The sequence below is a fragment of the Pelomonas nitida genome (genome assembly GCF_043555975.1).
In the GTDB taxonomy this organism is placed as follows: domain Bacteria; phylum Pseudomonadota; class Gammaproteobacteria; order Burkholderiales; family Burkholderiaceae_C; genus Pelomonas; species Pelomonas nitida.
This window is the reverse complement of the sequence record NZ_JBIGIA010000023.1, coordinates 1-19,243: the sequence shown is the minus strand read 5'-3', so window position 1 is coordinate 19,243 and position 19,243 is coordinate 1. Positions and strand designations below refer to the sequence as shown.

Below are 19,243 nucleotides of genomic sequence, written 5' to 3'. Positions count from 1 at the left end.
AGCGGCTCTGCCCGCTGCGCGGTCTGCAAGACCGACTGGGCATGCCGGCGTTCAGCCGGGGCAGGACCGGGCGAGGGGCTCTCATGCGCGTGGTTTACCCATGATGACGCCGCGGCCCTCGGGCGCGAGGTAGACGACGCCGAACTCCAGCGGGTCGGCGGCCAGCGCGTTCAGGCGGCCATAACGGTGGCGGTCGTCGTTGATGCGTTGCCAGCTGGCGCCGGCATCGATGGAGCGGAACAGCCCTTCGGTGCCGTCGTTGCCGTCCACGCGCACGCGGCCCCAGACGTAGATGGCGTGATAGGCCGCGCCCTCGGCGGCCTTGCCCAGCGCCACGCGCCAGGGCTCGACGACGCCGCGCACGCCCTGGGGCCGGCTGTCCACGCCGGGCAGGTGCAGCAGGCCGTCGGGCAGGGCCAGCCAGAGGTCGCGCGGCTGGCCGGGGGCGCAGACGAGCTGGGCCGTGCGCCAGTTCTCCAGCTTGGGCAGGCCGGTCACGCCGGGCTGGAAGCTGGCGCCGCCATCCGTGCTGACGAGGATGCGGCCGTTGGCGCGGTCATGGACGTAGAACACGCCTTCCACGGCGCGGTCGGCCACCGGCGTCAGCGCCACGTCGCGATCGGCCGGCCAGCCCTCGCAGGCCGCCCAGGTCTTGCCATGGTCGCGCGAGAACAGCGCCGCCTGCCGCTCGGGGGCCCAGACGAAGAAGCCGCCCTTGGCCGACACGGCCACCTGGCCCATCGGCGCCGCCCAGCCCTCGGGCGTCTTGGCGTTGCGCGTGCTGGGGCCGAACGGCCGCCAGCTGGCGCCGCCGTCGTTGGACCAGTAGCCGCCGTGGGCCGCCGCGTCGGAGGTGCGCGCGACGATGGCAGGGTTGAGTTCGGCAAAGGCCACCGAGCGGTTGGTCTCGCCGGCCGGCAGGAACAGGCCGTTCTTCGGGCCCTGGGCGAGGTCGTCCCAGGCGGCGCCGGAGACGTCACCCATCGCCGCCAGCAGCGAGGCGCCACCGGACGGGCTGGCCAGCCCGAGCACGGCCGTCTCTTCGAGGTTGTCGACGGCGAAGGCCCAGCGCACCTGCTCGGCGCCGAGGTTGCCGGTCATCCACAGGCCGTAGCCGGTGCCATAGACGGCGTGGTCGCCGTCGTGCGGGTCGATCTTGAAGTCAGCCAGCCAGTGGCCTTGCGGGTGGCGGGTCTTGCCCTGGAAAGCCTGCAGCCACGGGTGGGTGCTGGCGTTGAACGACGAGCGCGGGCTCAGCGGCGTCCAGTGGGCGCCGAAGTCGTCGGAGAGGTAGATCTCGTCGCCACCGTTCCAGCGTTCGATGGTGGTGACGACCACGCGGCCGGGGCGCTTGGCGTCGACATCCAGGCCCGAGTAGCCGAAGGCCTGGCCGTTGCCGGGCTTGACCGGCGTGATGTTGCGCCACTGCCCTTCGGGTGTGCGGCGCCAGACGCTGCCGGTCCTGGCGTTGCCGGGGTTGGTGGCGCTGCCGCCGTCGCCCGCCGCGAGGCTGACGTAGAGCGAGCCGTCGGGCCCCAGTGCCGCGCGCTGCGGCACCTGGCTCGGCAACTCGGCCACGCGCGTGAAGCTGGCGCCGTCGTCGGTGGAGACGAACAGGCCGGGCTGGTCGTGGCTGCCGGCGTAGATCGTGCGCGGGCCGGCGAACAGCACGAGGGATACATGCTTGGCCGGGAAACCGCCCAGGCCGCTGAAGCTCTCGCCCCGGTTGGTGCTCTGCAGCAGGCCGTCCTGCGTGGTGCCCAGCAGCAGCCGCTCGGGGCGGGCCGGGTCCACCTGCAGGCGCTCGCCGGTGCCGCGGCCGGGGCCGTTGCCGGCGAGCTTGAGGCCCAGTTCGTGGATCTGCCAGCTGGCGCCACGGTCGGTGGACGACAGCAGCGCGGCCTTGCGCGCCCACTCGCCGGTGTAGAGGCCGCAGGCGGCGTAGACGCGGTTGGCGTCGCTGGGGTCGACGGCGAGGCTGAGCACGCCCATCAGGTCGGCGTCGGCCTTGGCGAGGTGGTCCAGCAGCGGCAGCCAGCGCTGGCCCGCTGGGTCGAAGCGGTAGGCGCCGCCGATGTCGGTGCGCGCGTACAGCAGGCCCTTCTCGCGTGGGTGGAACAGGAAGCCGGGGATGAAGCCACCCGCGCCGTAGCTGAGGCTGCGCCAGTCGTATACGGGGGCGTTCTCGGTCGCCGCCCAGGCGGGCAGCGCGCCGAGGCCGGTGGCCAGCAGCAGGTCACGACGTCGCATCACGGGCTCCTGCGGGCCGAGCACTGGCCGCCGAGCGGTCCGGGCCAAGGTACTCCTTGGACGAGGGGTTTCATTGCGCGGGGCGCCCCATCTTGACCTTGAGCATCATGGGCTCGGCCGGCAGGTTCAGGCCGTAGTCGACCTGGTCGCCGTTCCAGACGCGTTCCATGACCCAGCGGCCCTGTGCGTCGAAGCGGCCCTGTTCGGCGCGCAGCATCATGCCCTTCGTGCCCTCGGCCGGTTCCATGCGCACGCGCACGCGGTTGCCGATGATGATGAACTCGTCGGGGGCGATTTGCGCGATGGCGGCGCCGCCGTTGGGCTCCTCGGTGCCCGGCGTGGGCTTGGCGAACTCACCGCCCCAGGCGGCCTCGCCGAAGCGGCCGAGGCGGTAGGTCAGCTTGGCGGTCCAGCCAGGGAAGTCCAGCTGCTGCGGCTTGCGGTCGTCGCCTTCGCCCACGCCTTGCGTCTTGCCGTCGAAGGCCCATTGCGCCCACTGGCGCTGGATGGGCGCGAACATGCGGTAGACGCGCTCGAAGGGCTCCACCAGCGTCTTGTCGGTGGCCGTCGCGCCCAGCGGGTGGTTGGTGTAGTTGAAGTAGTCGATGCCGAACGGAGACACGCCGATGGCGCCGCGGCCCAGCATCGCGTAGAGCATGCGGCCATAGGCGGGCTTGGTGCCGATCTCGGGAATCCACAGCGCGTTGTCGGGGCGGCCGAACAGGCGCAGGTTGGCGTTCACCTGGTCGGACTCTGGCGCATAGATGTCGGGGCTGACGATGTCGATGGCGGGCGCGGCGGCCTTGTAGATGTCGATGACGTCCCAGGTCGGGCCGCCGCTGGCGAAGTCCTTGTTCCAGGGCTTGGGCGGTTGCTCCAGCGGGTTGCGCAGTGCGTTGTTCACGTACATGGGCAGGTCGTAGACGGCGCGGCCAGCCTGGGCGATGTCGCCGATGTAGCGGGCGATGGCCCAGGCATGGAAGTACTCGTCGGCGTAGTCGCCGTAGACCTCGCGCCAGGTGCCGGACGCGGCGGCCTTGGGCTTCTGGCGCGCCAGCACGGCGGCGGGCACGGGTTGCTCGAAGGCGGCCTGCGCTTGCGCGCCGTAGTCGCGCACCAGGCCGTAGGTGCCGACCTCGTTCTCCACCTGCACCATCAGCACGGTGCGCTCGGTGGCGTCGATCTTCTTCAGGTGGGTCATGAAGGCGACGAAGGCCTTCTTGTCCGCTTTCAGCGTCTCGGTGCCGAAGGGGCTGAGGCAGTAGCTGGGCTTGCCGTCCTTGTCGAGCATGGCCGGGAAGCGCTTGGGGTTGAGCTTGACCCACTCGGGGGTGTACTGCGCGCTGGTGTTCTTCCAGGTGCCGAACCACAGGATGACCAGCTTCTTCTTCTGCTGGCGGGCTTGCTTGACGAGGGTATCAACGAAGCTGAAATCGAAGCGCCCCTCCACCGCTTCCACCTGCTCCCAGGCGACCGGCATCAGCACCGTGTTGGCCTTGAGGTCGTTGGCAGCGTCCCACACGGGCTTGAGGCCGGCTGGGTAGTTGCTGGAGTTGTGCGCCTGGGCGCCCAGGATCAGGAAGGGCTTGCCGTCGACCAGCAGCGCGTGCCGGCCGTCGCGTTCGACGAGGCGGGGGAGGTCGGTGGCTGACGCGCCGGCGGCGAACAGCGTCGCCGTGGACGTCAGCAGAGTGAGCAGCAGCTTGCGCATCTGAACTCGCTTTGGCAGTGAAGACCGGCGGTAGCGTCAGGCCACCGCCGGCAGAACCGGTCAGGCGACCGGGCGATCAGAAGGTGTAGCTGGCGCGCAAGACGTAGCGCGGGCCGGTGTAGAACACCGCGCGCGTCATCATGCCGATGTGCTGCTGCATCAGCTGGCGGTTGATGGCGCTGTTCAGGTTCTGGCCTTCCAGGCTCATCGTGAACTTGTCCGTGAACTTGTAGGACACGCCGCCGTCCAGCTGGCCATAGTCATCGTTCCAGGTCGGCAGCGCCCACGCGACGGCATTGCCGCTGGCATCGCGGCCGTTGGTGCCGTTGGTGCCGTTGACCTTCACGCCTTGCAGGTAACGGGAGCGCCAGCTGTAGGCCAGGCGCGCCGAGATCTTGTCGTAGTCGTAGATCAGCGCCAGGTTGTACGCATTGCGCGAGATGCCCACCAGCGGCAGGTCGCCGAACGAGCGGCCATCCGTGTCGCAGCCGTTCATGTTGAGCTGCAGGTTGGCGGCGCCATCGCTGGTGCCCGTGCACATCGCGCCCGTGACCGGGTTGTAGGGCTTGGTCTTGCTATCGATGTAGGTGTAGTTGGCCTGCACGCCGAAGCCGCTCATCCAGCCCGGCAGCATGTCGAGGTAGCGCTGGAACGCCAGCTCGATGCCGCGCACATGGCCCTTGGCGCCGTTGATCGGGGTCGTGACGGTGAAGTCGTAGATCTTGCCGTCGGCCGCGGTGAGCTGGGTGATCGCCGTCTGGTTGACGATGACGTCCTTGAGCTGCTTGTTGAACACGGCAGCGGTGATGGAGCCGGACTTCGAGAAGTACCACTCGCCCGTCAGGTCGATCTGGTTGGACTTGATGGGCTTGAGGGCCGGGTTGCCGGTGGACTCGCCGGTCGTGTCCCAGCGGCCAACCGTAACGACGCCTGTCGTGTCGTTGGTGGTCTTGTCGGCGGAGGACAGCTTCAGGTTGGTGTAGGCCATCAGCTGCGAGAAGTCCGGGCGCGAAATGGCTTGCGCCCACGCGAAACGGAACTGCAGATCGTCACGTGCCTTCAAGCGCAGGTTCAGGCTGGGCAGCACATTGTTGTACGCACCAGAGTAGTCGATCGGAGTCGCGAAGCCCGTCAACTGGGGCATCGGCACGCCTGCCAGCGTCTGACCGTCCTTGAGGCCTGTGTCGACGGTGAAGAGGCTGTAGCCCTGGGCCGTCATGTCGGTGCGCACCAGGCGCACGCCGAGATTGCCGTCCACCGGCAGGTTCCACTCGTCCAGATGGAAGCGTGCCTGCGCGTAGGCGGCCTGGCTCTTCTCTTCCTGGTTGTTGCGGCTGATCGGGTCGGAGCCGTAGGTGGAAGGCGTCCAGCCCATGTAGCCGCAGTTGCCGGCACCGTTCTTGTCTTCGCAGGCCGTCACGGCGTAGCCGTGCAGCTTCTGCCACTCGGCGGTGTAGCCGCTCTGTGCGAGCGCGGGCACGGGCATCAGCAGGTTGGGCACGTTGACCTTGCCACCGAAGAAGCCGCCGAAGTTGTGCTGGTAGACGCCCTTCGAAAAGCGCGGGTCATCCAGCGTGGCCAGCCGATCGAGGGCCCAGCCGGTCTGCCAGGTCTGCGTGATGGCCGACCAGTGGTAGCCGCGCGTCCACGACTGGCCGCCGGGCACGGAGTTGACGACGTTGTCCGCGCTGCGGTCGGTCAGGCGCAGGCCGAAGCTGAGGTCGTCCCAGATGGGGTGTTCGAGGTTGAGCGTCGCGTCGCCGCGCCAGGCGGTGGACTTCGCCTTGCTGCCCTCCTGGTACTCCATCGTGTAACCCCAGTAGTTGTTGGCGGGGTTGAGCAGCGCGGACTGGAAGGCGGAGTCATAGACGAGGCGGGGCGTGGAGCCCGTCAGGTCCATGGACTGGCTGGCCATCAGGATGCCGGTGCCGACGGTGTAGTCGTTGTTGCGCGTCTTGGAGCGGACGATCTGCAGGTCGCTGCTGAGCGTCCAGTTGTCGTTGGGCTTCCAGGTCAGGTTCCAGCCCAGATCGCGGGTGTCGGACTTGCGGGCCGCGTAGCGCGTGTCCGCACCGAAGTTCACCGCGCCCAGGTCGGAGCCGCCGGCGTTGTAGAGCGTGCCGGTCTGCAGCACGTTGTTCTTGTCGACGGTGTAGCCCGGTCGCAGCGCGAGGTCATAAGGCGTGCCGGCCTGACCGAAGTTGGCCGTCTCGTTCCAGTTCATCGAGTACTTGGACTTGAAGAACGTCAGGGACGACTGCACCGAGTCTTTCTTCCACTGCAGCGCGCCGTACAGGCCGTCGCGCTTGCGCTGGAACTCCAGCGTGCGCCAGGCCATGCCGCGCGGCGCCCACACGGTGCCGGCGGTCGACGTATCGGAGCGATCGGCGTCGATCAGGAAGTAGGGCTCGACCTGGACCGTGTCGTTGCGTGTGTTGCTCTCGGAGTGAGCCAGGCTCAGCATGGCGCCGACATCGCCCAGGTCCGTCTTCCAGCGGTTGGACAGCAGGGCGGAGCCCGAAGGCGACGTCTTCTTCTGCAGCTTGGAGTACGTGCTGTCCACGGACATCGCGGCCTTGAAGCCTGGGTAGTCGAACGGCAGCGCGGTGCGCAGGTTCACGAGGCCGCCGATGGCGCCTTCGATCTGCTTGGCGGAGGGGCTCTTGTAGACGTCCACGCCGGCCATCAGCTCGGGCGGCACGTCTTCGAAGTTCAGCGCGCGGCCGCCGTTGGCCGAGAAGGTGTCGCGGCCATTCAGCTCGGAGCGCACCATGCTCAGGCCGCGGATGTTCACGCCCGAGCCTTCCACCGAGTAGTGCTCGGGGTCGCCCTTGGCCATCGTGCGGTCGATGGTCACGCCGACGACGCGTTGCAGTACTTCGGTGACGGAGCGGTCGGGCAGCTTGCCGATGTCGTCGGCCACGATGGAGTCGACGATCTCGTCGGCGTTGCGCTTGATGGTCTGCGCCGACTGCAGCGCCGCGCGGCGGCCGCTGACGACGACGGTTTCGACCTTCTGGATGGGCGCGGAGGCGGCGGCGGCCGGCGCGTCGGCCGCCTGTGCCATGGCCATGCCGCTGCTCAGCAGCGCAGCTTGGGCGGCCGCGAGCGAAACGATGGTTCTCTGATGCTTGATCACGGTTTGTCTCCTATTGGTTTACTTGTCGGCAATCGGATGGCTTTGCCGGCTACTGCTGCTGCTGCGGGCGGGCCGCGTCTTCAGGGGGATCAACGTCGCCCCTCGCCCGGTGGTGCCGGGCGAGGGGCGGGGTTGCGTCAGGCGCAGAAGCGGTTGAAGAGGTTCTCCAGCGCTTCCTGGCGGCCGGAGACCGGCGCCACGTCGGCGTTGCGCGCCAGCACGTCGTCGGCGAGCTGGCCCAGCGTGCGCTGGCCTTGCAGGATGGCCTGGCCTTCTGCGGCGTCCCAGCCGGCGTAGCGGCGGTCGACGGCGCCCTTGAGGCGGCCGTCGTTGATCATCTTCTCGGCCACCAGCAGGGCTTGCGCGCAGACGTCCATGCCGCCGATGTGGCCGATGAACAGGTCGGCCGCGTCGATGGACTGGCGGCGCACCTTGGCGTCGAAGTTCAGGCCGCCGGAGCCCAGGCCACCGGCCTGCAGCACGTGGTAGAGCGCCATGGCGGTCTCGGGCACGTTGTTGGGGAACTGGTCGGTGTCCCAGCCCAGCTGCGGGTCGCCGCGGTTCATGTCCAGGCTGCCGAGGATGCCCAGGGCGCCGGCGGTGGCGATCTCGTGCTCGAAGCTGTGGCCCGACAGCGTGGCGTGGTTGGCCTCGATGTTGACCTTGACCTCGTTCTCCAGGCCGTAGCGCTTGAGGAAGCCGTAGACGGTGGCGGTGTCGAAGTCGTACTGGTGCTTGGACGGTTCGCGCGGCTTGGGCTCGATGAGGATGGTGCCCTTGAAGCCGATCTTGTGCTTGTACTCGACCACCATGGTCAGGAAGCGGCCCAGCTGGTCCAGCTCCTGGCCCAGGCGGGTGTTCAGCAGCGTTTCGTAGCCTTCGCGGCCGCCCCACAGCACGTAGTTCTCGCCGCCGAGCTTGAGCGTGGCGTCCATCGCGTCGCGCACCTGCAGTGCGGCGAGCTTGAAGATTTCGGGGTCGGGGTTGGTGGACGCGCCCGACATGAAGCGGCGGTGGCTGAACAGGTTGGCCGTGCCCCACAGCAGCTTCACGCCGGTGGCCTGTTGCTTCTCGCCCAGCACGTCGACGAGGCGCTGGAAGTTCTCGTGGCTCTCGCGCGGCGTGGCGCCTTCGGGGGCGACGTCGCGGTCATGGAAGCAGTAATAGGGCACGCCGAGCTTGCTGAAGAACTCGAACGCGGCGTCGGCCTTCAGCTTGGCCAGCTCCATCGGGCTGCCGCCCTGGAACCAGGGGCGCTCGAAGGTGGCGCCGCCGAACGGGTCCAGGCCGTTCCAGACGAAGTTGTGCCAATAGCAGGCGGCGAAGCGCAGGTGGTCTTCCATGCGCTTGCCCAGGACGATGCGGTCCTTGTCGTAATGCTTGAAGGCCAGCTCGTTGTTGCTGTCGGCACCCTCGAATCGGATCGGGGCGATGTGGTTGAAGTAGCTCGTCATGAAGGCACTCGGGGGTCAGGCACCGCGCAGGCGGCGATACAGGTCACGGAAGCGCGCCAGGCGGGGAGCCAGGCGGGCATGGCGTTGGGAATCAGGCGTGAAGCGGGCCGCGATGGGCGGGCGGGCGCAGACGGTCTCGACGGCGGCGTCCGGGCCCAGGCAGGCCAGCCAGCCCAGGCGGGCGGCGCCCAGTGCGCCACCGGCCTCGCTGCCGGTGTGCAGCACGATCTCGACGTTCAGCGTGTCGGCGATCAGCTGCGCCCAGTACGGGCTGCGCGAGCCGCCGCCGACGAGCGACAGCTGGCGCACCTCGGTGCCTGCGGCGCGCAGCGCGCTCAGGCCGTCGGCCAGGCCGAAGGCGACGCCTTCGAGCACGGCATAGGTGCAGTCGGCGCGGCCGGTCTGGCTTTTCAGGCCATGGAAGACGCCGGGCGCGAAGGGGTCGTTGTGCGGTGTGCGCTCGCCGGCCAGGTAGGGCAGGAAGATCGGCGCGCGGTCGCTGATGGCCTCGTCGGCGGGCGCCAGCTCGGCCAGCAGCGTGCTTTCGGTCTGGCCCACCAGCTGGCAGAACCAGCGCAGGCAGCTGGCCGCCGACAGCATGACGCTCATCTGGTGCCAGCGGGCGGGCAGGGCGTGGCAGAAGGCGTGCACGGCCGACGCGGGGTTGGGGCGGTAACGGTCGTTGACGACGAACAGCACGCCGGAGGTGCCCAGCGAGATGAAGCCGTCGCCGGGCTGCGTGGCGCCGATGCCGATGGCGCTGGCGGCGTTGTCACCGGCACCGCCGGCGACGACCACGTTTGCACCCAGGCCCCAGGCCTCGGCGAGTTCGGGCTTGAGCGTGCCGCTGGGCTCGCTGGCTTCCACCAGGCGCGGCATGTGGGCGCGCGTGAGGCCGGTGGCGGCCAGCAGCTCGTCGGACCAGTCGCGGCGCGCCACATCCAGCCACAGCGTGCCGGCGGCATCGGAGGGGTCGGACACCTTCTCGCCGGTCAGCTGCAGGCGCAGCCAGTCCTTGGGCAGCAGCACGCTCTTCACCTGCGCGAAGACGGCGGGCTCGTGCTTCTTCACCCACAGCAGCTTCGGGGCGGTGAAGCCGGGCATCGCCAGGTTGCCGGCGATGGCGTGCAGGGCGGGCGCAGCGGCCTCCAGCTCGGCGCATTCGGCGTGGCAGCGGCCGTCGTTCCACAGGATGGCGGGGCGCAGCACGGTGTCGGCGCCATCGAGCAGCACGGCGCCGTGCATCTGGCCCGACAGGCCGATGCCGCGCACGGCAGCGAACTCGGCCGGGTGGGCGGCACGCAGCTGCGCAACGGCGGCCTGCGTGGCGGCCCACCAGTCGGCGGGCTGCTGCTCGGACCACAGCGGCTCGGGCGTTGAGAGTGTCAGGGGGCTGCCGGCGGTGCCGACGATGCGGCCCGTGCCGTCGAGCAGCAGCAGTTTGACTTCGGACGTGCCGAGATCGATGCCCAGGTACATCAGACGAGTTCCTCGGTCGGGGTGATGCCCGTGTCGGCCAGTGGCAACGCGGGGCGGGTGAGTCGGTAACGGGCCAGCGCGGCGGCACCCACGGCGACGGCATTGGCGCCGAAGCGCGAGGTGCGCACGGTGGGCGGGGGCAGGCTGGCGGCGGCGGCGTAGTCGTTGAGCGTGTCCAGCGCCGGCTGCAGGAAGGGCTGGCCCAGCTCGACGACGCTGCCGCCCAGCACGATGCAGCCGGGGTCGTAGGCGGTCGCCAGGTTCTGCAGCAGCACGCCCAGGTTGCGGCCGGCGGAGTTGACGGCCTTCAGCGTCTCGGGGTCTTTGTCGACCAGGTGGGCGCGCACGGCGGCCAGCGAGCGCAGCGCGGTCGCGTCGTCGCCGCTGCCCAGCATGGCGCGCGTCGCGATCAAGGCCTCGGCGCAGCCGCGGCGGCCGCAGGAGCAGCGCGGGCCGTCGAGCTGCAGCACCATGTGGCCCACTTCACCGGCGAAACCGCGGCTGCCGGTCAGCAGCCGGTCGCCGACGATGACGCCGGCGCCCAGGCCCTGGTTGATGGAGACATACAGCAGCGGGTCGGAGGCGGGGGAGGGGTTGAACTCCAGCTCGCCCAGCGCGGCCACGTCGGCTTCGTTCTGCAGGAACAGCGGCACGCCGTCCAGCGGCGTGTCGTGCAGCTTCTCGCCCAGCAGGGCGCCGAAGGGGATGTCGCGCCAGCCCAGGTTGGGCGCGAAGTGCAGCACGCCGCGGGCCTCGTTGACGCCGCCGGGCAGGCCCACACCCAGGCCCAGGATCTGCTGGGCGGGGGCGAGCTGCCGGCGCACCTTCAGCAGCGCGGCGGCCAGGCAGGCGATGCAGGTATCGACGGTGCGGCTGTCACCGTAGCTGGCGACCGTGCTGGCGAGCACCTCGCCCGTCAGTGACGTGGCGACGACGCGCACGGACTCGATGCCCACCTCCGCGCCCAGCAGCAGCAGGCGGTCGGGGTCGATGAACAGCGGCGTCGGGCGGCGGCCCAGGTCACCGGTGGCGACCACCTCGCGCTCGATCAGCCAGCCCTCGCCGATCAGCTCCCGCACCAGCAGGCTGACGGTCGATTTGGTCAGGCCCACGGCGCCCGCCAGGTCGGCACGCGACAGGCCCGGGTTGGCACAAAGGTGCCTCACCAGGGCCATGCGGTTGATGATCTTGAGCAGCTGCTGGCTACCAGCGCCTTCGGCCTGCAAACTTTGTCTCCTGGTTCTTGCCCTTGGGTGGGTTTTGGTGCATATTAGTTCGATCGTCGCACAAAGTAAATTGGGTGAAAGCCCCTAGCGTGTTTGGCGTCCGCGCAACGAAGATCGCGCCGCTCACCGCCCAGGACCTTGCCGGTTCGGCGGTGTCGTGCACGCCAAATCCCGATGTCAGACCAGTCCCTTCGCAAGATCGTCATCGTCGGCGGCGGTACCGCTGGCTGGATGACGGCTGCTCCGCTCGCGCAGCTGTTCGCGGGGGCGGGGGCTGCGCGGCCGGAGGTGGTGCTGGTCGAGTCGCCGGACATCGGCACCATCGGCGTCGGTGAGGCCACGCTGCCGCCGATCCGGGCCTACAACCGGTCGCTGGGCATCGATGCGGCGGAGTTCGTTCGCCGCACGCAGGGCAGCTTCAAGCTGGGCATCGAGTTCTGCGACTGGGGTCGGGTGGGGCATCGCTTCTTCCACGGCTTCGGCGATTTCGGCCCGGCGATCGAGAATCGCTCGGCCTGGCAGCACTGGCTGCGCCTGCAACGCACGGTGGATGACCTGCCGCCGTATGAGGACTGGTCGGTCGCGACCGTCATGGCACGGGCCAACCGCTTCGCCAAGCCCGAGGGCGACACGCCGTCGGCGGCCAATGCGTTCGCGTTCGCCTACCACTTCGATGCCGGCCTGTATGCGGCCTACCTGCGCGACTACGCGGTGGCGCGCGGCGCCCAGCGGGTCGAGGGCCTGATCGTCGATGTCGAGCTGCGGCCGCAGGACGGTTTCGTCGCCGCCGTGAAGCTCCAGGACGGCCGCCGCATCGAGGGCGACCTGTTCATCGATTGCTCGGGCTTTCGCGCGCTGCTGATCGGCGAGGCGATGGCGTCGCCCTTCGAGGACTGGAGCGCGCTGCTGCCCTGCAACAGCGCGCTGGCCGTGCCGAGCGAACGTGTGGCGCCGCTGACGCCCTTCACGCGGTCCACCGCCAAGGCGGCGGGCTGGCAGTGGCGCATCCCGCTGCAGCACCGCACCGGCAACGGCCACGTCTACTGCAGCAGCTTCATCAGCGACGACGCGGCAGCCGACACGCTGCTTGGGGGCCTGGACAGCCGCGCGCTGGACACGCCGCGCCAGCTGCGTTTCACGACCGGGCGGCGCAAGGCGGGCTGGGTGAAGAACGTCGTGGCCATCGGCCTGTCCAGCGGCTTCCTCGAGCCGCTGGAGTCCACCAGCATCCAGCTCATCATGGACGCCGTCGGGCGGCTGATCCAGTTCCTGCCGGACCGCCATTGCAAGCCGCAGCTGGCTGCCGAGTTCAACCGCCTGATGGCGCAGCAGTACGAGTCCACGCGCGACTTCATCGCGCTGCATTACAAGCTCACCGAGCGGCGCGACAGCGAGCTGTGGCGTTACTGCGCGGCCATGCCCATCCCCGACACGCTGGCCCACCAGATCGAGCTGTTTCGCGCGACGGGCCGCGTGGCCATCCTCGACCGCGACGGTTTTTCCGAGCCGTCGTGGGTGTCGCTCTATTTCGGCCTGGGGCTGCGGCCCGAGGCCTACGACCCGCTCGTCGATGCCATCGACGGCGGCGCCCTGGTGCAGCACTTCGCCCGCGTGCGCCAGGCCATCCACCAGACCGTGGCCGGCATGCCCAGCCACGACGACTACATCGCTCGCCATGTGAAGGCGTGACCAGCTTGAGGAGTTTGGCGACTTACCCACAGAAGAGATGAAGCGGCCGGCACCCCGCCGGCCTTTTGGAGACAACCAGGAACCACAACCCATGAAGTTCACTGACGGACAGTGGATGCTGCAGCCAGGCGTCGCTGCGCATTACGCGGCCGAGGCCTATGCCATCGAAGTCCACGAAGACCGCCTCGTCGTGCTCGCCACGACCCGCCCCATCAAGCACCGCGGCGACACGCTGCAAGGCCCCACGCTGACAGTCACGCTGAGCTCGCCGCTCGAAGGCGTGATCCGCGTCAGCGTCGAGCACTACACCGCATCGCAGGCGCCCCGCCTGCACATCCCGATGGTCGGCGCCGGCAAGCCGGCCGTGCGGATCGTCGACGGCGAGACCCATGCCACGCTCACCTCCGGCGCGCTGTCGGTGGATGTGAAAAAGGGCGAGGGCTGGAGCCTCACCTTCCGCGAGGGTGAGCGCGTGCTCACCAAGAGCGACTGGCGCGGCCTCGGCTACATCCAGTGGGGCACCAAGGGCAACCACGTCCACGAGCAGCTCACGCTGGGCGTGGGCGAGAACGTCTACGGCCTGGGCGAGCGCTTCACGCCTTTCGTGAAGAACGGCCAGGTCGTCGAGAACACCAACAAGGACGGCGGCACGGCCTGCGAGCAGGTCTACAAGAGCGTGCCGTTCTACCTGACCAACCGCGGCTACGGCGTGCTGGTCAACGAGGCCGGCCCGGTGTCGTTCGAGGTCGGCTCGGAGAAGGTGGCGCGCGTGCAGTTCAGCCGCGAAGGCGAGAGCCTGGACTACTGCGTCATCGCCGGCCCCACCCCCAAGGAAGTCGTGTCCCGGCTGACCGCGCTGACGGGCCGCGCCCCGCTGCCGCCGGCCTGGAGCTTCGGCCTGTGGCTGACGACCTCGTTCACGACGCAGTACGACGAGGCCACCGCCACGCACTTCATCGACGAGATGAAGCGCCGCGAGCTGCCGCTGTCGGTCTTCCACTTCGACTGCTTCTGGATGCGCGAGTTCCAGTGGTGCGACTTCGAATGGGACCGCCGCGGCTTCCCCGAGCCCGAGGCGATGCTCAAGCGCCTGCACGCCAAGGGCCTGAAGATCAGCCTCTGGATCAACCCCTACGTGGCGCAGAAGTCGCCGCTGTTCGCGGAGGGCGTGAAGCACGGCTACTTCATCAAGCGCACGAACGGCCTGACCTTCCAGACCGACCAGTGGCAGCCCGGCATGGCCATCGTGGACTTCACGAACCCCGCCGCCAAGGCCTGGTACCAGGGCCATCTGCGCCGTCTGCTGGCCACCGGCGCCGACTGCTTCAAGACGGACTTCGGCGAGCGCATCCCGAGCGAGGGCGTGACCTACTTCGACGGCTCCGACCCCGTCGAGATGCACAACCTCTACGCGCTGCAATACAACGAGGCGGTCTTCGAGCTGCTGCAGGAAGTGCAGGGCGATGACGCCATCGTCTTCGCACGCTCCACCTACGCGTCGGGCCAGCGCTTCCCGGTGCACTGGGGTGGCGACTGCTGGAGCACGTTCGAGTCCATGGCCGAAAGCCTGCGCGGCGGCCTGTCGCTCACGAGCTGCGGCTTCGCGTTCTGGAGCCACGACATCGGCGGCTTCGAGGGCAACCCCCCGCCGGCCGTCTACAAGCGCTGGATCCAGTTTGGCCTGATGTCCTCGCACAGCCGCCTGCACGGCAGCAGCTTCTACCGCGTGCCCTGGCTCGTGGACGAAGAGAGCTGCGACGTGCTGCGCGTCTTCACGCGGCTCAAGCACCAGCTCATGCCCTACCTCTATGCCAAGGCGCATGAGGCGACGCAGACCGGCGTGCCGCTGATGCGCGCGATGCTGCTGGAGCACCCCCACGACCCGGCCTGCACGACGCTGGACCGGCAATACCACCTGGGCGAGAGCCTGCTCGTCGCGCCCGTGTTCACGGACAGCGGCGAGGTGGACTTCTATCTGCCGGCGCTGGCGGGGGCGGGCCTGTGGACGCACCTGCTGTCTGGCGAGAAGAAGGCGGGCGGCAGCTGGCACCGCGAGACGCATGGCTACTTGAGCATGCCGCTGTACGCAGCGCCGGGCAGCGTCATCGCCTGGGGTGCCGAGACCGAACGCCCGGACTACGACTACAGCCGCGGCACGGTGCTGCGCGTGTTCGAGCTGGCCGACGGTGCGAGCGCGGCCTTCACGGTCGTGGGCATGGACGGCAGCGTGGCCGCGCGCGGCACGGTCAGCCGTCGCGGTGCGCAGTACACGGCTCAGGTGAGCGAAGGTGCGCTGCGCGACTGGGGCCTGGACGTCGACGGCCGGCGCAGCCCGGTGGTCACCGAAGGTGCCACGCTGAACTGGGCGGTCGCATGATGAGGCGCCTGCTGCTTTCGATGGCGTTGGCGGCGGGCGCCGCCCATGCCGACGGCATCGCCGTCAACCAGATCGGCTACCTGCCCGGCGCCACCAAGGTGGCGGCCGTGCCCGCCGCCGAGGCAGCGGGCGCGACGGCGTTCGCCGTCGTCGATGCGGCCACCGGCCGCACGGTGCTGCGCGGCAGCCTCGGCGCCGCCGCGCGCTGGGAGCCGGCCGCGCAGGACGTGCGCTTGGCCGACTTCTCGGCGCTGAAGGCGCCGGGCCACTACCGCCTGCAGGTGGAGGGCCTGCCCGACTCGCCGGCCTTTGCCGTGGCGGCCGACGCCTATGCGGCCGTCAACGCCGCGGCCATCAAGGCCTACTACTTCAACCGCGCCAGCACGCCGCTGCTGGCCGCGCACGCCGGCCGCTGGGCGCGGCCCGCCGGCCATGCCGACGACCATGTGCTGGTGCATGCCTCCGCCGCCAGCGCCAGCCGGCCGGAAGGCACGGTCATCAGCGCGCCCAAGGGCTGGTACGACGCGGGCGACTACAACAAGTACATCGTCAACTCCGGCATCACCGTCTACACGCTGCTGGCCGCGTGGGAGCATTTCCCGGCGGTGTTCAAGGCGCAGAAGCTCGGCATCCCCGAGAGCGGCAATGGTCTGCCCGACCTGCTGAACGAGGCGCTGTGGAACCTGGAGTGGATGCTGGCGATGCAGGACCCGGCCGATGGCGGGGTCTATCACAAGCTCACGAACAAGGGCTTCGATGGCATCGTCATGCCGGCCGATGCCCGGGCCGAGCGCTACGTCGTGCAGAAGAGCACGGCCGCCACGCTGGACTTCGCTGCCGTCATGGCCCAGGCCAGCCGCGTGTTCGCGGCGTTTGAAAAGCAGCGCCCGGGCCTGTCGGCCCGCATGCTGGCCGCGTCGCGCCGCGCCTGGGACTGGGCGCAGGCCCACCCCAAGGACATCTACAAGCAGCCCGCCGACGTCCACACCGGTGGCTACGACGACAGCCAGCTCGATGACGAATTCGCCTGGGCCGGCGCCGAGCTGTGGGTCGCCACGCGCGACGCACGCTACCGGCCCGATCTGGCGAAGCTGGCGATCAGCGTGCCGAACTGGGGCGACGTGAAGGGCCTGGCCTGGGTCACGCTGGCGCAGCGCCGCGCGCAGCTGCCGGCGGCGGATGCGGCCATCGTCAAGTCGCGCCTGCAGTCGCTGGCGGGCGAGCTGACCACGGCGTGGCGGGGCTCGGCCTATCGCGTCGGCATGCGCGCGCAGGACTACGACTGGGGCAGCAGCTCCGGCGTGCTGAACCGCGCGCTGGTGCTGATCCAGGCCTACCGCCTGCAGCCCCAGCCCGACACGCTGGCCGCCGCGCAGGCGCTGTTCGACCACGTGCTGGGCCGCAACCCGCTGGGCCAGTCCATGGTGACGGGCTTCGGCGCCAAGCCGCCGCTGCACCCGCATCACCGGCCGTCCGAGGCCGATGGGGTCGACGCGCCCGTGCCGGGCTTCCTCGTCGGCGGGCCGAACGCCGGCCAGCAAGACCAGAAGGACTGCCCGGTGCCCTACGCGTCGAGCCTGCCGGCGCTGTCCTATCTGGACCACGTCTGCAGCTACGCGAGCAACGAGGTGGCCATCAACTGGAATGCGCCGCTCGTCTACGTGTCGGCAGCGCTGCAAGCCTTGACGCCGCGCTGACCGCAAAAAACAAAAACAACGGAGACCGCATGTCCTCGACCTCCCGCCACCCGCTGAGCTGGGTGCCCACGCTCTACCTGGCCATGGGCCTGCCCAACGTGATGGTGGGCGTCGTCGCGGCCATCATCTACAAGAACCTCGGCGTCGCCAACGAGGACATCGCTCTCTACACCTCGCAGATGTACCTGCCCTGGGTGCTCAAGCCGCTGTGGGCGCCGCTGCTGGAGGCCTGGCGCAGCAAGCGCTTCTGGGTCATCAGCATGGAGTTCACGATGGCCGCCGCGCTGGGGCTCGTGGCGCTGTGCCTGCCGATGGCGGACTTCTTCAAGCTGTCGCTGGCCTTCTTCTGGATCGTCGGCTTCGCGTCCGCCACGCAGGACACCTGCGCCGACGGCGTGTTCATGACCACCGTCTCCAAGACCGACCAGGCGCGTTACGCCGGCCTGCAGGGCATGTGCTGGAACATGGGCGCCGTCGTCGCGTCGGGCCTGTTCGTGTCGCTGACGGGCTACCTGCACAACCACATGGGGCTGGCGTGGGTGCAGTGCTGGGTCGTCGTCGTGCTGCTGGCGGCCGGCACCATGGCCGCCTTCGGGCTGTGGCATGTGCGGGTGCTGCCGCCGGGCTCGCCATCGACGCTGCAGGGCCAGGGCTTGAGTGGCGGCCTCACGGCCACGCGCGAGGCCTGGGGCACCTTCTTCCGCAAGCCGCAGATCTGGATGATGCTGGCCGTCATCTTCTTCTACCGTTTCGGCGAGGGCTTCATTGAGAAGTTCGGCCCGCTGTTCCTGCTGGACGGCGCCGCAGCGGGCGGCCTGGGCATGGACAACGAGGCGCTGGGCCACATCAACGGCACGGTCGGCACGCTGACCTTCATTGCCGGCGCCTTCCTGGGCGGCTTCCTGGTCGCGAAGCGCACGCTGCCACGCAGCTTCTTCACGCTGGCGCTGGTGCTCAACATCCCGCACCTGACCTACTTCTATCTCGCGCAGACGATGCCGACGGACACCGTCACCATCGCCGTCATCGTCTCCATCGAGAAGTTCGGCTTCGGCATGGGCTCGGTGGGCCACATGCTCTACATGATGCAGCAGATCGCGCCCGGGCCCTTCCGCATGGCCCACTACGCGATGGCCACCGGCGTCATGGCGCTCACCAAATGGGCCACCGGCAGCGTGAGTGGCCTGCTGTGGAACGCGGTGGACCATCACTACGTCAGCTTCTTCGGCTGGGTGCTGATCTTCTCGATCCCGCCGGTCATCCTCGCGTGGCTGGCGCCGTTCCCGCACGATCACGACGAGGTGCGTGAACTGGACGGCCAGGCCGTGCCGGCCGGAGGGCATTGACGATGAAACCGCTGCTCGCACTGCTGATGGCCGGCGCCACCTCCACGTTCGCGGCAGGGGCCGTTGCCGATGTGGCCGCCAGCCCCGCCTGCGGCGCCGACGCGCTGGGCACGTCCCGCACGCTGACGCTCAAGCGCGAGGCAGCCGCCTGGGGCACGGCCCAGCATGCACCGCTGCCAGGCCTGGCGCCCGGCGAGGTGGTGCTGACCTTCGACGACGGCCCGCGGCCCGAGTCCACGCCGCTGGTGCTGAAGGCGCTGGCCGAGCAGTGCGTGAAGGCCACCTTCTTCATGAACGGCGAGCCCATGAGCCGCCATGCCGAGTTGGCGCGGGCGGTGCGCGATGCCGGCCACAGCGTGGGCATGCATGGCTATCGGCACGACAACTTCAGCGAGATGCCCGCCGCCGCGCAACTGGCCGATCTCGACGCGATGCGGGCTGCCTACACGGCCGCGCTGGGCCGCGAGCCCGCTGCCTACCGCTTCCCCTTTCTGGCCGAGTCGCCCGCCCTGCTGGCAGCGCTGAAGGCGCGTGGCCTGACGGTGATGTCCGTGGACGCCGGCGCCGAGGACTGGCTGCCCGACCAGACGCCGCAGATGCTGGCCGACAAGCTGTTAGGCCAACTGGCCAAGACGGGCGGCGGAATCATCCTGCTGCACGACGCACAGGATCAGACGGCGAGGGCGCTGCCGTTTTTGCTGCAGACGTTGAAGGCGAAGGGCTACAAGGCGGTGCATCTGCGGTGGGACTAAGAGCCGCTAACGAAACTTATCATCTGCCTCAGTTCAAGAACCGCTGAGGAAGATGGCAGTCAAGAAGGAAGTCAGCGCAGCACTGTGGTCGCGGATACAGCCGCTGTTGCCCGAGGTGCGGAA

Annotated in this window: 11 protein-coding genes; 5 read left to right on the top strand and 6 right to left on the bottom strand. The window is 69.2% G+C overall.

Annotated elements, in window-relative coordinates:
• Window positions 1–81: 81 nt before the first annotated feature.
• The 6 genes from ACG00X_RS21805 to ACG00X_RS21780 form a co-directional block, all read right to left on the bottom strand.
• Window positions 82–2,250, bottom strand: a complete 2,169-nt coding sequence (locus tag ACG00X_RS21805; protein WP_394491513.1) for a beta propeller repeat protein — start codon at window positions 2,248–2,250, stop codon at window positions 82–84.
• A 70-nt stretch (window positions 2,251–2,320) separates the two neighbouring features.
• Window positions 2,321–3,961, bottom strand: coding sequence for a DUF5597 domain-containing protein (locus tag ACG00X_RS21800; RefSeq protein ID WP_394491511.1), 1,641 nt, complete (start codon window positions 3,959–3,961; stop codon window positions 2,321–2,323).
• Between the two features lie 76 nt (window positions 3,962–4,037).
• The gene (locus ACG00X_RS21795) at window positions 4,038–7,100 is read right to left on the bottom strand and encodes a TonB-dependent receptor (RefSeq protein ID WP_394491509.1); all 3,063 of its coding nucleotides are present in this window, start codon (window positions 7,098–7,100) and stop codon (window positions 4,038–4,040) included.
• A 137-nt stretch (window positions 7,101–7,237) separates the two neighbouring features.
• On the bottom strand, window positions 7,238–8,554 hold the full coding sequence (gene xylA / locus ACG00X_RS21790) for a xylose isomerase (protein ID WP_394491507.1): 1,317 nt from the start codon (window positions 8,552–8,554) through the stop codon (window positions 7,238–7,240).
• 15 nt (window positions 8,555–8,569) lie between these two features.
• Window positions 8,570–10,033 carry a xylulokinase gene (gene xylB / locus ACG00X_RS21785; RefSeq protein WP_394491505.1) on the bottom strand — a complete coding sequence of 488 codons (1,464 nt, stop codon included), beginning with the start codon at window positions 10,031–10,033 and terminating at the stop codon, window positions 8,570–8,572.
• Window positions 10,033–11,259, bottom strand: coding sequence for an ROK family protein (locus ACG00X_RS21780; protein WP_394491503.1), 1,227 nt, complete (start codon window positions 11,257–11,259; stop codon window positions 10,033–10,035). The genes xylB and ACG00X_RS21780 overlap by 1 nt, the downstream gene beginning before the upstream one ends.
• A 174-nt stretch (window positions 11,260–11,433) precedes the next feature.
• On the opposite strand from ACG00X_RS21780, the gene ACG00X_RS21775 reads away from it, so the two are divergent.
• The 5 genes from ACG00X_RS21775 (at window position 11,434) to ACG00X_RS21755 (ending at window position 19,120) form a co-directional block, all read left to right on the top strand.
• Complete coding sequence (locus tag ACG00X_RS21775; protein WP_394491501.1) at window positions 11,434–12,948, top strand: tryptophan halogenase family protein; 1,515 nt, start codon at window positions 11,434–11,436, stop codon at window positions 12,946–12,948.
• Between the two features lie 91 nt (window positions 12,949–13,039).
• On the top strand, window positions 13,040–15,325 hold the full coding sequence (gene yicI, locus ACG00X_RS21770) for an alpha-xylosidase (protein ID WP_394491499.1): 2,286 nt from the start codon (window positions 13,040–13,042) through the stop codon (window positions 15,323–15,325).
• Entirely contained in the window at window positions 15,325–17,022 is a 1,698-nt protein-coding gene (locus ACG00X_RS21765; protein ID WP_394491497.1) for a glycoside hydrolase family 9 protein, read from the top strand. The genes yicI and ACG00X_RS21765 overlap by 1 nt, the downstream gene beginning before the upstream one ends.
• A 29-nt stretch (window positions 17,023–17,051) precedes the next feature.
• On the top strand, window positions 17,052–18,368 hold the full coding sequence (locus tag ACG00X_RS21760) for an MFS transporter (RefSeq protein WP_394491495.1): 1,317 nt from the start codon (window positions 17,052–17,054) through the stop codon (window positions 18,366–18,368).
• 2 nt (window positions 18,369–18,370) lie between these two features.
• Window positions 18,371–19,120, top strand: a complete 750-nt coding sequence (locus tag ACG00X_RS21755; protein WP_394491493.1) for a polysaccharide deacetylase family protein — start codon at window positions 18,371–18,373, stop codon at window positions 19,118–19,120.
• The last annotated feature ends 123 nt before the right edge of the window (window positions 19,121–19,243 follow it).